General features: G+C 64.7%; 14 protein-coding genes. 4 read left to right on the top strand and 10 right to left on the bottom strand.

The window, feature by feature from the left end; all coding sequences use genetic code 11:
- Positions 1–5: 5 nt before the first annotated feature.
- A complete protein-coding gene (locus tag P3T18_RS23255) occupies positions 6–1,250 on the bottom strand; it encodes a 2-aminoethylphosphonate--pyruvate transaminase (protein WP_429302314.1) in 1,245 nt (414 codons plus the stop codon).
- A 122-nt stretch (positions 1,251–1,372) separates the two neighbouring features.
- Between P3T18_RS23255 and P3T18_RS23250 the strand changes: the two genes are divergently transcribed.
- Entirely contained in the window at positions 1,373–2,254 is an 882-nt protein-coding gene (locus P3T18_RS23250; protein WP_429302313.1) for a LysR substrate-binding domain-containing protein, read from the top strand.
- Positions 2,255–2,296: 42 nt separating this feature from the next.
- On the opposite strand, the gene P3T18_RS23245 is transcribed toward P3T18_RS23250, so the two are convergent.
- The 4 genes from P3T18_RS23245 to P3T18_RS23230 form a co-directional block, all read right to left on the bottom strand.
- Positions 2,297–3,043: an SDR family NAD(P)-dependent oxidoreductase gene (locus P3T18_RS23245; RefSeq protein WP_429302312.1), complete on the bottom strand. Its 747-nt coding sequence runs from the start codon at positions 3,041–3,043 to the stop codon at positions 2,297–2,299.
- A gap of 271 nt (positions 3,044–3,314) precedes the next feature.
- Entirely contained in the window at positions 3,315–4,337 is a 1,023-nt protein-coding gene (locus tag P3T18_RS23240; protein WP_429302311.1) for a histone deacetylase family protein, read from the bottom strand.
- A gap of 16 nt (positions 4,338–4,353) precedes the next feature.
- Entirely contained in the window at positions 4,354–5,607 is a 1,254-nt protein-coding gene (locus P3T18_RS23235; protein ID WP_429302310.1) for a Zn-dependent hydrolase, read from the bottom strand.
- A 21-nt stretch (positions 5,608–5,628) separates the two neighbouring features.
- Positions 5,629–6,939, bottom strand: coding sequence for an MFS transporter (locus P3T18_RS23230; RefSeq protein WP_429302309.1), 1,311 nt, complete (start codon positions 6,937–6,939; stop codon positions 5,629–5,631).
- 157 nt (positions 6,940–7,096) lie between these two features.
- Here P3T18_RS23230 and P3T18_RS23225 point away from each other — a divergent pair, with 157 nt between their 5' ends.
- Positions 7,097–8,056, top strand: a complete 960-nt coding sequence (locus P3T18_RS23225) for a LysR family transcriptional regulator (protein WP_429302540.1) — start codon at positions 7,097–7,099, stop codon at positions 8,054–8,056.
- Between the two features lie 149 nt (positions 8,057–8,205).
- Here the strand turns inward: P3T18_RS23225 and P3T18_RS23220 are convergent, their stop codons facing one another.
- Entirely contained in the window at positions 8,206–8,955 is a 750-nt protein-coding gene (locus P3T18_RS23220) for a sulfite exporter TauE/SafE family protein (RefSeq protein WP_429302308.1), read from the bottom strand.
- Positions 8,956–9,115: 160 nt separating this feature from the next.
- Between P3T18_RS23220 and P3T18_RS23215 the strand changes: the two genes are divergently transcribed.
- On the top strand, positions 9,116–10,000 hold the full coding sequence (locus P3T18_RS23215) for a LysR family transcriptional regulator (protein ID WP_429302307.1): 885 nt from the start codon (positions 9,116–9,118) through the stop codon (positions 9,998–10,000).
- Between the two features lie 33 nt (positions 10,001–10,033).
- Here the strand turns inward: P3T18_RS23215 and P3T18_RS23210 are convergent, their stop codons facing one another.
- From P3T18_RS23210 to P3T18_RS23200, 3 genes are all read right to left on the bottom strand, one after another.
- Complete coding sequence (locus P3T18_RS23210) at positions 10,034–10,414, bottom strand: copper resistance CopC family protein (protein WP_429302306.1); 381 nt, start codon at positions 10,412–10,414, stop codon at positions 10,034–10,036.
- Positions 10,415–10,428: 14 nt separating this feature from the next.
- Positions 10,429–11,337, bottom strand: a complete 909-nt coding sequence (locus P3T18_RS23205) for a hypothetical protein (RefSeq protein WP_429302305.1) — start codon at positions 11,335–11,337, stop codon at positions 10,429–10,431.
- A gap of 101 nt (positions 11,338–11,438) precedes the next feature.
- On the bottom strand, positions 11,439–11,939 hold the full coding sequence (locus tag P3T18_RS23200; protein WP_429302304.1) for a DUF2946 domain-containing protein: 501 nt from the start codon (positions 11,937–11,939) through the stop codon (positions 11,439–11,441).
- A 250-nt stretch (positions 11,940–12,189) separates the two neighbouring features.
- On the opposite strand from P3T18_RS23200, the gene P3T18_RS23195 reads away from it, so the two are divergent.
- The gene (locus P3T18_RS23195) at positions 12,190–13,521 is read left to right on the top strand and encodes a TAXI family TRAP transporter solute-binding subunit (RefSeq protein WP_429302303.1); all 1,332 of its coding nucleotides are present in this window, start codon (positions 12,190–12,192) and stop codon (positions 13,519–13,521) included.
- A 189-nt stretch (positions 13,522–13,710) separates the two neighbouring features.
- On the opposite strand, the gene P3T18_RS23190 is transcribed toward P3T18_RS23195, so the two are convergent.
- Positions 13,711–14,526: a ProQ/FinO family protein gene (locus tag P3T18_RS23190; RefSeq protein WP_429302302.1), complete on the bottom strand. Its 816-nt coding sequence runs from the start codon at positions 14,524–14,526 to the stop codon at positions 13,711–13,713.
- Positions 14,527–14,739: the final 213 nt, after the last annotated feature.

The raw sequence follows: 14,739 nt of genomic DNA, 5'->3' as shown, positions 1-14,739 counted from the left end.
CCCGTTCAGGCGACTTGCGCCAGCGTCTTGCGTTCGTCGAGCGCGACCTGCGGCGGCGCGGCGTCGTCGACGCCCATCGCGCGCAGCGATAGCGCGCACGCTTCGACCACCTTGCGCATCACGCGCGCGTCCACCTGGCCGATGCAGCCGATGCGGAAGCTCTCCACCACGGTCAGCTTGCCCGGATAGATGATGAAACCCTGCTGCTTCATCAGTTCGTAAAAACGCTCGAAACTGAACGACGGATGCGCCGGCGAGAAAAACGTGACGATGATCGGCGAGCGCCAGTTCGCGCCCAGCAGCGGTTCGAAGCCGATCTCGCGCATGCCGTCGACCAGCACGTCGCGATTGTTCGCGTAGCGCGCGAGACGCCCCGGCTGACCGCCTTCGAGGCTATGCAGACGCAGCGCTTCGATAAACGCGGCGACGGTGTGCGTAGGCGGCGTGAAGCGCCATTGCCCGGTACGGTTCATGACGTCCCACTGGTCGTACACGTCGAGCGCGAGCGAATGGCTGCGGCCTTTGGCCTGCTGCAACGCGCTTTTCTTCGCGATCACGAAACCGAAACCGGGTACGCCTTCGATGCATTTGTTCGCCGACGACACGAACGCTTCGCAGGCAATCTCGCGCACGTCGAGCGGCACGGCGCCGAACGCGCTCATCGAATCGATCAGCAGCTTGCGGCCTTTCTTCGCCGTGGCCGCGGCAATCTCTTCGATCGGATTGAGAATGCCGGAGCTGGTTTCGCAATGCACCGCGACCACGTGCGTGATGCGCGGATCGGCGTCCAGCATGCTTTCGACTTCAACGCCGCGCGGCGGCAGGTAGTCGCCCTTGTCGAGCACGGTGCAGGCACGGCCGAGGTAGCCGAGCGTGGTGGCGATGCGTTTGCCGTACGCGCCGTTCGCCAGCACCAGGGCGTGACCGTCGCGTGGAATCAGACTGCCCAGCATCGCTTCGACGCAGTAGCTGCCGCTGCCTTGCAGCGGTACGCAGTCGTAGTCGCCCGCAGTGTCGCCGGCGATCTCCAGCAGGCTGCGGCGCAGCAACGCGGTCATGGCGCGGAAATCGCCGTCCCACGAGCCCCAGTCGCGCAGCATCGCTTCCTTCGTCGAGAAGGCCGTGGTGAGCGGGCCCGGCGTTAGAAGATACGGTTCGCCGAGCGCCGGCGCCGCGCAGGACGGGGCGTCCGGCTGGGCTGAAGCTCGCGCGGACAATCGCGACGCAAAACGGTTGGACACGCTTTCCATGGTGAAACTCTCCGGGGGAAACGCTGTTTCGATGCCTGACACAGTACCGAATGCGCGTCCATCGGTAAAATCGATATAATCGATGCCACCATCTTAAAAACTTATACCCCGGAGCCACCGACGTGCAATACGCGCAATTGCGGGCCTTCCATGCGGTCGCCGAGCACGGCGGTTTCTCCCGCGCCGCCCAGGCGCTCTCGCTGACGCAGCCCGCCGTCTCCGACCACGTCCGGCGCCTGGAACAGGATTACGGCGTCAAACTGTTCGAGCGCGGCCCGCGCGGCGTCGAGACCACCGAACTCGGGCTGCGCCTCTTCAGCGTGACGCGGCAGATGCTGAGTTGCGAGCGCGACGCGCGGCAACTGCTCGAATCGGCAGGCGGACTGGAAACCGGCTCGCTCTCGCTGGTCGCGGACGCGCCCGATCTGGCCGTGGCGCTGATCGGCGCGTTCCGCAGGCTGCATCCGGGCATCGTCGTGACGCTGTCGATCGCCAATGCCGCGGACTGCATGCAGCGCGTGCTATCGAGCGCGGTCGACGCCGCCATCACCGCTGCGCCGCAAGTCCATAGCCGGCTGGAAGCGCGCGTGTTGCGGCGCGATCCGCTGGTGGCGATGGTGCCGGCGAGTTTCGCCGTCGCGAAGAAACGCAAGCTGAGTTACGCGGAACTGGTGCAGCAGCCGATGATTTTTCGCGAGGCGCAGTCGGTCACGCAGCAGTTGCTCGAAATCGAACTGGTGCGCGGATCTTTGCAGGTGGAACCGGTGATGTACGTGGACGGACGCGAGGCGCTCGAAGAAGCGGTCGCTCAGGGCATGGGCGTCGGTGTGATCGCGCGCGCCGAATTCAACGAATCGCGGCGGATCAGGATGATTCCGCTGGAGGATTGCCAGGTGCAGATGATCGAATCGCTCACCCGGCTCGCGGAGCGGCCGGGTTCGCATCTGCTCGACGCGCTGTTCGCCGTCGAACTGAGCGGCGCGGCGATCGAAAAGAACGGTTGAAGCCGGACCGGCCAGCGGCCCGGCTCATATCGCAGTAGACACTTAACGCGAGCCGCCGCTGACGATCAGGCTCTCGCCGCTGACCCAGCGGGCGTCGTCGGACGCGAGGAAGGTCACTACGTCGGCGATATCGCCCGGCTGACCGATGCGGCCGAGCGGCGTCGTGCTGACCGCCCATGTTTCGAAGTCCGATCCAATGATGCCGCCGCTATGCGTGCCTTCCGTTGCCACCATGCCCGGATTCACGGAGTTGACACGAATCTTGCGCGGCCCGAGTTCGCGCGAGAGCACGCCGGTGATGCCGTCCACCGCGCCCTTGGTGGCCGTATAAACAGCGCTTCCCGGCGGCGTGATGCGGCTCACCACCGAACTGATGTTGATGATGCTGCCGCCTTCGCCCAGATGTTTCGCGGCCGCCTGCGTCACCAGCAGCAAACCCAGCACGTTCACATTGAAGTGATGGTGGAAATGTTCTTCGGTGATTTCTTCGAGCGGCGCGAAGCCGTAGACGCCCGAATTGTTCACCAGCACGTCGAGCTTGCCGTAGGTTTCGATAGCGGTATCGATGATGCCCTTGGCGTCAGCGGCTTTCGACACGTCGCCGCCCACCGCCACCGCCTTGCCGCCCGCTGCCGTGATCTCGGCCACCACGGCATCCGCGCCCGCCTTGCTCGACGCATAGTTCACCACCACCGACGCGCCCTGCGCAGCCAGTGCCTTCGAGATTGCCGCACCGATGCCTTTCGAACCGCCCGTGACTACTGCAACCTTACCTGTGAGTTTGCTCATGATCGTTTCCTTTATGTGGGATTCGCGCCGAAGCGCCGGGCCAAGATTCGCGAGGCCGGCGCCGCTAACCAGACATGCCGAGGCGCTGTTACTGGGAACAATGTAGGCAGATACGCGGCAAGAATAAAGCGGCTCGCGGCGAACAGATACGACGGATGATCCGAACAATCGGACAAGCTTGTTAAGCCGGCAATGAAAAAGGCCTCGCGACGGTCCGCGAGGCCTGGTTGGTGGAAAACATTTTTTGCCTCACGGCGTCCGGCAAACCACGCTATCGATCCGATGCGAAGCCGCCGAAAACCGAGCGCGCATTCGCGTCGAGCGTTTCGATGTGATAGCCGCCTTCCTGCACGATCAGCGTGGGCAGCTTCAATGCGCCGAGCCGCGCGCCGAGCGTGCCGAAGCCTTCGGTGGTGACGGCCACCATCGACTGCGGGTCGTCCTTGTAGATATCGAAACCCAGCGCGATCACGAGCGCGTCCGGCTGAAAACGCCTGACCACGCGCAGCGCCGCGTCGAGTTGCTCGAAGAACACGGCTTCCGTGGAGCCGTGCGGCATCGGCAGATTGACGTTGTAGCCTTCGCCTTGCGCGCTGCCGCGTTCGTCTTCGTAACCCGCCACCACCGGATAAAAGTTGGTCGGGTCGCCGTGGATCGACACGTACAGCACGTCGTCGCGGCCATAGAAAATTTCCTGAATGCCCTGACCGTGGTGCATGTCGGTATCGAGTATCGCCACGCGGCCGTATTTCGCGCGCAGCGCCTGCGCGGCAACGGCGGCATTGTTCAGATAGCAGAAACCGCCCGCTGCTTCTTCGCGCGCGTGATGGCCGGGCGGCCGGCACAACGCGTAGGCTTCGCGCTCGCCGTCGAGAATCGCGTGAGCGCCGGCCAGTGCGCTTTGCGCGGACCAGTACGCCGATTCATACGTATGCTCGCCCACCGGACAGCTGCCGTCGGCGAGATAGCGCGCGGCCTGCGCGAGCACGCCGCGCAGCGGATTGTTTTCGCGGATATACACGTTCGACATCACTTCGTCGCCCCACTCCGCGGGAATCTTCTTCCACTCGCGATGCGCTTCTTCGAGAAAGCGCAGATAGTTCATGCCGTGCACGTCCGCGAGCGGCGCGGCGCCAAAATCGGCCGGCTCACGCACGTCGAAGCCGAGCGACTTCGCCGCTTCGACCAGCCGCAAGGCGCGCTCCGGCACTTCCTGCGGCGTGCGCATCTGTCCGCGCGACAGATAACTGCGCGGATGATGCTTCAGTTGCGCGGGATGAAAAAACGTCTTCATGTCAGCTTCCTTTGCTTCAGGCGTGAACCGGCGCGGCCACCACGGCCCGCGCGAGCACCGCATTGATCAATACATTCGCGCCCGCCGTTACGTCGGCTGGCAAGGCGTCTTCGGCTTCGTTGTGCGAGAGGCCGTTGACACACGGAATGAACACCATCGCGGTCGGCACGTGCCGCGCCAGATGAATCGCGTCGTGTCCCGCGCCGCTGACGATGCGTTCGTACGAATAGCCGAGTTGCCGCGTGGCCTCTTCGACCAGCCCGACGCAATGCGCGTCGAACGGTGTGGCAGGACTCGTCCAGTAAGTCGAAATCGACACCTGCACGCCACGTTGCGCCGCGATGCGCTCGAATGCGCTGCGCACGTCACGCTCCATGGCATCGATTTTCGTGTCGTCGGGATGACGCAGGTCGACGGTGAAGCGCAGCTTGCCCGCAATCGTATTGCGCGAGGAGTTCGGCACGTCGACCTGACCGATCGTCACGAGCCCGAGCGGCGCGTAATCGCTCGCGATGGCTTCCAGTTGCAGCGCCATCGCCGAGGCCGCGAACATCGCGTCTTTGCGGTACGGCATCGGCGTGGTGCCGGCGTGGGCCGCCACACCGGTCACTTCGATGTCGAGCCAGCGGATCGCCTGGCCGCCGGTCACCACGCCGACCGGATGACCGTGGCTCTCCAGAATCGGCCCCTGCTCGATATGCGCCTCGAAATACGCTTCCACACCGCTCGCGCCGAGTCGACGCGGCTGCGGATAGCCGCACGTTTTCAGCGCGTCGGCGAGCGACACGCCCTGGGCGTCGCGCGTGTCGAGTGCGACTTGCAGCGGCGTCGCGCCGACGAACACGGCGGACCCGAGCATGGCCGGCGTAAAGCGCGCGCCTTCTTCGTTGGTCCACGAGACGATTTCGATGGGATGCTCTGTTTCGATATCCTGATCATTCAGGCTGCGGACCACTTCGAGCGCGGCCAGCACTCCGTAGACGCCGTCGAAACGGCCGCCTTCGGGCTGCGTGTCGAGATGACTGCCGATCAATACCGCTTTCGCGCCGGCGCGTGCGCCCTCGCGACGCGCGAACAGATTGCCGACCTCGTCCGTATGCACGCTCATGCCCGCTTCCGTGCACCAGCGCGAAAACAGTTCACGTCCACGACGATCTTCTTCGGTCAGCGCGAGACGGCGCACGCCGCCGCGCGGCGTCGCGCCGATTTGCGCCATCTCCATCAGGCTCGCCCACAGGCGTTGTCCATCCACTTTCAACAGCATGTTCATTTCCCTTTCTGACTATCCGGTTCAACGTGCGGCCAACGCATCCAGTGCATCGGCACGGCGATGTTTCAACGCGTCCAGCGCGACGATGCAGAGCAGCGAAATACCGGCCAGACACGTGTAGAAAACCGCGAGCGGCCACCATTGCCCGGTGAACCTGTGCGCGAGCCAGGTGCCCGCAAGCGGTGTCAGGCCGCCGGCAATCGCGCCGCACACCTGGTACGACAGGGAGATGGCCGAATAGCGCACACGCACCGGAAACACGCCGCTGACAAAGCCCGCGATCACCGAATAGAAGCTCGCCATGCACACCACGGCAATCGCGATGCCGACGATCATCGACAGACGGTTGCCGCTCTGCACGAGCGTGAACATCGGATACGGCGACACCATGGCGCAGAGCGCGGCGAGCTTGAGGAAGCGCGCGCCGCCGAGCTTTTCAGCGAGCCACGCCGCGAGCGGCTGCGACAGGAACTGGATGATGGCGACCGCGAACAGACAGTCGAGAATCAGCGACTTCGACACACCGATGTTTTGCGTGGTGTACGAAATCATGAACGTGTTGGTGAAATACACGCCGGCAATCCCGATCGTGTTCGCGCCGATGCACAGCGCGACGAGCGCGCCCGACGAGCGGAATACCTCGGCAATCGGCAACTCGACGGTGCGTTTCGCTTCCTTCTCGCGGGCAAATTCGGGCGATTCGTTCACGCCCATGCGAATGAAGATGCCGACCGCGAGCAGCACCGCGCTCGCCAGAAACGGCAAACGCCAGCCGTAGGCGATGAAGTCGTCGTGCGGCATGGCGGTCACGGCGCGGAATGCGATCAGCGAGAGAATCAGGCCGGCCGGGCTGCCGAGTTGCGCGAACGAGGCGAAGAACGTGCGCCGCCCTTTCGGCGCGTGTTCGCCGGCCATCAGCACCGCGCCGCCCCACTCGCCGCCCACCGCCACGCCCTGCACCACGCGCAGTAACACCAGCAGCACCGGCGCGAGCACGCCGACCTTGGCGTACGCCGGCAGCAGACCGACGCAGACCGTCGCCACGCCCATCATCATTAGCGTGGTCATGAGCGCCTTCTTGCGGCCGATGCGGTCGCCCAGATGGCCGAAGATCACGCCGCCGAGCGGACGCGCGAAGAAGCCGACCGCGAAGGTCGCGAACGACGCCATCGTGCTGACGAACGGGTCATGCGACGGGAAATACAGTTCGCCGAACACCAGCGCGGCGGCCGTGGCGTAAATATAAAAGTCGTACCACTCGATCATCGTGCCGATGAATGCGGCGCTCGCCGCGCGCACCGGCTGACGCGCCGGCGGGATGGGTTGGTTCATGGTCGCTCCTCACTCGTTTTTTACGGAAATCCGCTTGAGCGTTTATCGCCATCCATAAAACATTAGTCAAATTTCGGTTTATTATCTTGACTATAAATCTGGCTAATACCTTTGCCCGTTACCTACCCTGACTCATCAAGGCGGCGTCATGACTCAACTGCGCGCGGACGTGACGCGCTTCCTCAACGACCGGCTCGACTGGAATCTGCTGCGCACGTTTCTCGTCATCATGCAGGAGCGCAGCGTGAGCCGCGCCGCGGCCCGCCTGCATCTCACGCAGCCCGCCGTCAGCCAGGCGCTCAAGCGGCTCGAAGACACGCTCGGGCGAAATCTGATCACGCGCCGCGGGCCGCACTTCGAACCCACGCGCGCCGGCGAGGAGGTCTACCGGATCGCCAGCGATATCTACGGGCACATGTCGCGGCTCGAAACCGAACTGGACGACCGCAGCGAAGACATCACCGGCTCGATCCGCCTCCTGACGGTGAGCCGGATCGACTCCGGCGTGTACGACGAATTTCTCGCGGACTTTCACAAGACCTATCCACGTGTCGATCTGCATATCGAGGTAATGCGTTCGTCGGACATCATTTCCTCGCTGCTGCAAAAAACGGCCACGGCAGGACTCGGCTTGTGCCGCACACCCGTCGACAAACTGGAACAGCGCTGTTTTCTGCGTCAACGGTATGCACTGTTTTGCGGACGGCATCACCGCCTGTTCGGCCGTCATGCGCTTTCCGTCGATCAATTGCTGGCGGAAAATTTCGTCTCGTTCACGAGCGACCAGATCGGCGACAGTCTCTCGCCGCTCACCGTGTTTCGCGATCAGCGCGGCTTCACCGGGCGCATCGTCGCCGCTTCGCCGAGTCTCGACGAAGTGCGGCGGCTGATTTTCGCGGGCTATGGCATCGGCTGTCTGCCCGAGCACATCGTGCGCGACGATCTCGCGCAACAGCGCTTGTGGCGCCTGCCGCCGGAAGAAGGACTGGTGGATGTCGACATCGACCTGCTGTGGCTGCGCGCGCGCAAGATGAACGCGGCGGAGCAGGCTTTTCTCGATGGCATGGAGCGCACCATGCAGCGTTACGCACTGCCCGAGCGCCTCGCTCCCCGTTAAGAATGTGCTACACAGGTCAGCACTTTTCGCGTTTTCTCCACCACGCGATCTTGGCCGCCACACTCGCCAGCACGGCCAGTGCGCCAAAGGTGTCCAGAATACTCGACCACACGATACGTCCCTCCTTCGTTTGCCGGACTCACTTCCTGTCAGACGAACGCGCGCGCCATTAACTGAATACCCAGGCCGAGCAGGCAAACGAAAAACCAGCGGCGAAACGTCGCTGCGCTGATGCGATCGCGCACGCGCTGGCCGATCCACATGCCGATCAGCGCTGGCGCGACGGCGAACACCGATTCGCGCAGATCGCTCAGGTCGACCGCCTGCTCGCGGCTCAGACCGATGGCAAGCGCGATGGTGGATACCGTGAACGAGAGACCGAGCGCCTGCACGAGATCTTCTTTCGACAAAGCCAGCCCCTGCAGATACGGCACCGCCGGCATCACGAACACGCCTGTACCGCCGCTGATCGCCCCCGTGACAGCGCCGATCAGCGGCGACAACCAGCGCTCGTGACGCGGCGCGACTGCCACGCGCCACTTCAGCAGACCGGCGAGCGCGTAGAGCGCGAGCGCCGCGCCGAGTCCCACCACCGCCCAGCCGCCGCCACCGCCCGCAATGAAGGACGCCGCCGCAAGCGTGCCCGCGACGATGCCGGTCATCATCGGCCAGAAGCGCCGCACCAGCGCCCCGACGCGCGGCCCGGCGAACAACTGCCACACGTTGGTGACGAAGGACGGCAGCAACAGCAGCGCCGCGGCCTGCACCGGCAGCATCAACGTGCCGAGCACGCCCATCGCGACGGTCGGCAGACCCATGCCGGTCACGCCCTTGACGAAGCCCGCCACGACGAAAGTCGCGGCAACGACGCTCATGCGGATCGCAAACGAAGAGATCATCGGCTGGACGAATTGAATGACATGGGTGGATTTTCAATCGCCGCAACGACGGCCACAATGCGTAAGATACGTACCGAGACTTAGGCTGCGGCTTAGGCTACACAACAGGCCGCGGGTCTCGCCAACCGCTTCTTCACGCTGTATTTTTCATCGTTGAACCATGCGCTTCGATCTGATCGACCTTCGCCTCTTTCTCTATATTCTGGAAACCGGCAGCATCACGCATGGCGCCGCGCGCGCCAACATGTCGCTGCCGTCGGCGAGCGCGCGGCTGCGCGGCATGGAAGAAACGCTGGGCATGCCGCTGCTCGAACGGGGCCGGCGCGGCGTGGAATCCACCGCGACCGGCGACACGCTGGCGCATCACGCGCGGCTCGTGCTCGGACAGATCGAGCGCATGCAGCGCGAGCTGGGCGAGCATCAGGACGGCGCCAAGGCGTGCATCCGTTTGTGGACCAACACCGCCGCGATCACCGAATTCCTGCCGTCCGCGATCGGCGTATTTTTGCGCGATCACCCGAACGTGCAGATCGATCTGAAGGAGCGCCCAAGCAGCGAGACAGTGAAAGCGGTGCTGAGCGGCGCCGCGGAAATCGGCATCATTTCCGACGCCGTCGAGCACGGCGCATTACACACGCTGCCCTTCGCCGTCGACAAACTCGTGCTCGTGACGAGCCGCGACGATCCGCTCGCCACACGTCGACGGGTGACGCTCGCGGAAGTGGGCGGGCGCGACTTCATCGGACTGAGCACGGGCAGCGCGCTGCACACGTATCTCGGAGAACGCGCGCTGCTATCCGGCCAGCCGCTCACTATCCGCGCGCATATGCGCACTTTCGAAAACGTCTGCTGCATGGTCGAACAGGGCGCGGGAATCGCCATCGTGCCGGCTACCGCGGCGAAGCGTTATCGCGGCACGTTGGGTCTGCGCACGATCGAACTCACGGACGCATGGGCCACGCGCCAGTTGCTGCTCTGCATGCGCGACAGGCATGCGTTGCGCCGGCCGGAAAAGGCGCTGGTGAGGCACCTCGCCGGCCAGTGAGCCGACCGTTTTCGCGTAGCGCGACGGCTCGCGCTACTTCACCGTGAACGAATAATTGCCCTGCGTGCGATGGCCGTCCGACGCCACTGCGATCCAGTGCACGTTGTAGCGGCCCGTTGCGAGCGGCGGCAACGCCACCGCGATCTGCGCGCGTTGCTGCGGATCGACCACGCTCTTCTCCGTGTTCACCGGCTTGCCGTTGGCGTCGCTCACGGTCAGCGAACTGAACGCGGCTTCGAGCGGGCCGTCGAACAGAATGCGCACCTGCGCGGGCGACGCCACCGTCGCGCCCGCACCGGGCTCCTGCTTCTGCGGAAACACATGCGCGAGCGCCGCGCTGCTCAGAATAAAACTCGCGACGAGCGCGGCCATCGTTTTCGACGCGCCGCGCCAGGTCATCCATTGCGTTTTCATGTTGGGCTCCTGCGTTACTGGAAGAGAGGTTTGCCGATCGTGGTGGGCGCCACATCGTCGAAGAAAATGTGCGCCTGCACCAGAATGCCGACGTGCGAGCCGCTCGCGCGGTTAATCGGAATCTGCGCCTCGACGCCGAACTGTCCATAACGGTTGATCCAGATAAAGCCCGGATTCACCGTGCCGGTTGTCTGTCCCTGACTGCGCGAGAGCGGAATCTCCACCAGTGGAATCACGTTGGCGAGCGGTTGCGGCAAGCCGATATCGCGCACGTGCTGCTGCAGATACGGCAGGCTGTACTGCACCGTGAAGCCGTAATTGAAGGCGTTCGGCTGCCCCGCGCCGGTGGTCAGCGCGGGGCCCGCTTCGCCGGTGATGGCGATCGGGCGCAGATACGCGAGCGAGTCCGGCAGATCGCCCATGCCTTTGCCCACGTACACCGTTGGCGAGATGGTCGAGAAATTGTCGGCGATGGCGCGGCTGCCGGTGCCGCCGAGTTCGGCATCCACGCCCACCGACGTCATGAACTCGTGCGCGTCGTTCACATACAGCAGGTATTTCAGACCGACCCCGAAGTTGTCGAACCCACGCGCGTGCGGGTTGTTCTGCATGACGTACGTGCCGCCCACCGAAAGCGCGAGGCGCGACGTGATGAGCTTGTCGTATTCGACGTCGAAGGTGTTGATGCTCTGATCGCCGTCGTCGCCGGGCACGCGCTGGTGACCGTACTGGAAGTTGGCTTCGTCGCCGACGCCGGGATCGTCGATGGACAGTGTCGCGGGGAAAACGCGGTCGCCGGCAATCGCATGCGCGTGGGCCGCCGTGGACGCGCAAAGCAGCGTGCCGGCGACGGCCGCGGCCAGTGAGACGGCCGCCAACGGACGGCCGCGCCTCGAAGATTCGTAGCTCGATGAAATAGACATGGTTCATCCTGTTCCTGAGTCGTGACAATGCCGGCGCGGCGTCGAATGGACGCGCGACGACACCGCGATGCCCACACGGCATCGCGACTGAAGGCTGGGGATCAGGAATGAAGCGGTGGCGCGCGAGGTTGCGCGGATGTCAGTGGTTCGACGCGACGAACACGCTCGAAGCGAACGGCAACGCGCAACTGGATCGCGCGGACGGTCACGAAGAACAGCGCCTCGACGCTCGGCACGGCCGGCATGTGGGCGAGCAGACTGCAATAGCCGCAGGCGTCGCCGTCGGAGGCGGCGGTGTGGGTGTGAGTGTCGGTGGCTTGGTTGGAGGCGGCCTTGACGATGGCGTTGCTGGCTGGTTTGCCGGCCATGTCGTGCATGCGGCTGCCGTGGTGCATGCCGGGCATGTCCGGCATATCGGGCATATCCGGCATCGACGCCATGCCATCCATCGGAGCCATCGACACCATCGCGCAATGCTCGTCCTGCATGCCGCTCGCGCTGCGCCAGGCGGCCAGCGTGTGAGAGACGGTCGGCGCGAGTGTGGCCATCAGGATCGCAAACAATCCCAGCCAACTGCCGATCATCCGATGGACACGACTCACGATACGCTTGGCGGCACGAGACGAACTTGCGCCGATTATGCCACGCGCCGCCGGCCGTTTTGAGCGTGGGACGCGCCCGCTGCGTGCGGCGCTGCACAGAGCCGGCGAGCGATTCGAGGCATCGCGCCGCGCCGTCTTCGTGCTGCCGCGCGGCCCAGGGATGACCCCGAGCGGATAGTGCAAACGCCAGCGGCAAAACCGCAGCCGACGGTGGACAATGATCCATCCCCGCTACCGGCATGGAGTGTCAATGAAAGCGCCTCGCCCGCGTCCCCCGCACTTCCCCGGCGATCATTCGCATGCAGAGTGGCGCGACCACACGCTGCCTTATGCCATCGTGGCCGCGCTGATCGTCGCGGTGGTGACGCTGATCGTGTGGGTGGTCGATCCCGCGCCGCCCAAGACGATCACGATGAGCGCCGGTCCGCGCGACAGCACCTTCATGGTGGCCGCGGGCCAGTACCGCAAGATCCTCGCGCAGAATGGCATCACCCTGAAGGTGCTGGAGTCGGACGGTTCCGTGCAGAACCTGGAACGTCTGCTGGACCCAAAGCAGCACGTCGATCTGGCGCTGGTGCAAGGCGGTGTCGCGGACGGCCACGACACCTCGCATCTGATGTCGCTCGGTAGCGTGTTCTACATCCCGGTGGTGGTGTTTTATCGCGGCACGGGTGTGACTCAACTGTCCCAACTCGAAGGCAAGCGGATCGCGATCGGACGCGAAGGCAGCGGCACACGACTGCTGGCGCTCAAGCTGCTTGATGCAAACGGCATAGCTCCGGGCGGCAGCACGACCCTCGTGCCGAGCGACGGCCTGCAGGCCGCCACGCAACTGGTTTCCAACGAGGTCGACGCGGCGATCCTCAACGGCGACTCCGCCACGCGCGGGCTGATGCTGCGCCTGCTGAAAGTGCCCGGCATTTCGGTGATGAACTTCGACGAAGCGAGCGCCTATACGCGCCTCTTTCCGTATCTCGATCAGATCGACCTGCCCGCGGGTGTGCTCGATTTGCGCCGCAGGATTCCGCCGGACACGGTACATCTGATCAGCCCGACCGTCGAACTCGTGGCGCGCACCAATCTGCATCCGGCCATCTCCGACCTGTTGATCGAAGCCGCTCAGGAAGTGCACGGCATGCCGGGCCTGCTGCAACATGCGGGCGAGTTTCCGAACCCGATTGCGCGCGAGTATCAGATCAGCGAGGACGCGCAGCGCTATTACAAGACCGGCAAGAGCTTTCTATATCGCACGCTGCCGTTCTGGCTGGCCAGCATCGGCGACCGCACGCTGGTGCTCCTGTTGCCGATGGCCGTGCTGCTCTTTCCGGCCATGCGCCTGATTCCCGCGCTCTATCGCTGGCGGGTGCGCTCGCGCATCTACCGCTATTACGGCGCGCTGATCGCAATCGAACGCGGCGCGCTCGCCGACTCGACGCAAGCCGAGCGCGTGAAGCTTTTCGCGGAACTGGATCAGATCGAGGAGTCGTTGAACCGGCTGCGCATGCCGCTCGCCTACGCGGACGCGTTTTACGTGCTGCGCGAGCACGTCGGCTTCGTGCGCGCGCGGCTGGGTGCGGTGTAGGAGAGACGTTTGCGCGCGGGCGTGGCGACCGCTCGACGGTCCGCGAGCGATGACGTGCGATTGGCGTGCAGCCTGGGGAATAACCTGAAGACAGCGCGACGCAGCGAGGCGTCGGCCTGATATCGAAGACCCGAGGCCGGCTCTGCATGAGGCAGCAGCCAGCCTTCGGGTCGAACCGCTAGCGCGGATTCAGCTTTGTGCGTCGGCCTGCGATGCCGTTGCCGGCGCGACGGGTTCCGCTGCCGGGGCGTTCGCGACGTCCGCGGCGGCCGGTTGCTGCTCCGGTGCATTGCTTTCGGCTCGCACCGCCGCAACGGTTTCGTCCGCCGCCGTCGTGCTGGCAGCCGCATTTGCAGCCGCACTGACCTGCGCGGCCTGCACGCCTTCAGCCGGCGCGCCTGCCGTCGCTGACTCGGCCGCATTCGCAGAACCATTGGCGGATTTCGCTGCGGCCTTGCCTGCGCGATGTGCCTGCAGACGTTGTGCGCCAGCCGCTTCCTGCGCCGTCACCACGCCTGCCGCGCCGCCCGTCAGATCGACGCGCGCAGCGCCTTCCACGAGGCTCTTCCAGTAGCGGCTGCCACGGCACCACGTCTTGATGGCGTCGCGCAACTCGGCTTCGCTCAACGACAGTTCCTTGGCATGCACCACAAGGTCTTCGAAGATACCGACCTTCAGCGGCAACTTCGGCGCCGGGTTCTTCGGGAACGCGGTCGGGAAGCGCTTCTGCAGGCGGCCGATCGACTTGACCACCGGGTCCACGGGCTTCGCATCCGGACGAGCCTCCTGCTTCGCTGCCGGCCGTGCGGCCTTGGCGGCGGACTTCGCCTCCGGCGCGGCGGCACCGGCATTGGCCGGCGCGCCACGGTGCGGCGCACCCGGCTTGCGCGCAGGCCTCGCACCCGGCTTTCCACCCGCCTTGGCGGCAGGTTTGGCGGCGGACACCGCTTCGGCCCGAGCCGCGGCCAGTTGCTTCTTCAGTTCAGCGAGTTGTTCGAAACCCATAGCGCAAAAGTCAAAATTCAAACGGGAAAGAAACAGATTGTAGCAGCGTGCGCCAACAGGCTCGTGACGCTGCCCACGCGGCCGCGCGCGCGTGTTGCGCGAATGCGGTTTTCAACGGCTGTTCGCAGCGGCATGCGGCGTCAAACGGCATTCGATAACTGCACGCAGACCACGCGAAAACTTACAGTTTTCAGGCAACGCTGCACGCCGCCG

Origin of the sequence: Paraburkholderia sp. GAS199 (assembly GCF_050436585.1) — a bacterium.
Taxonomy (GTDB): Bacteria; Pseudomonadota; Gammaproteobacteria; order Burkholderiales; family Burkholderiaceae; genus Paraburkholderia.
This window is presented reverse-complemented; position numbering and strand designations above follow the sequence as displayed.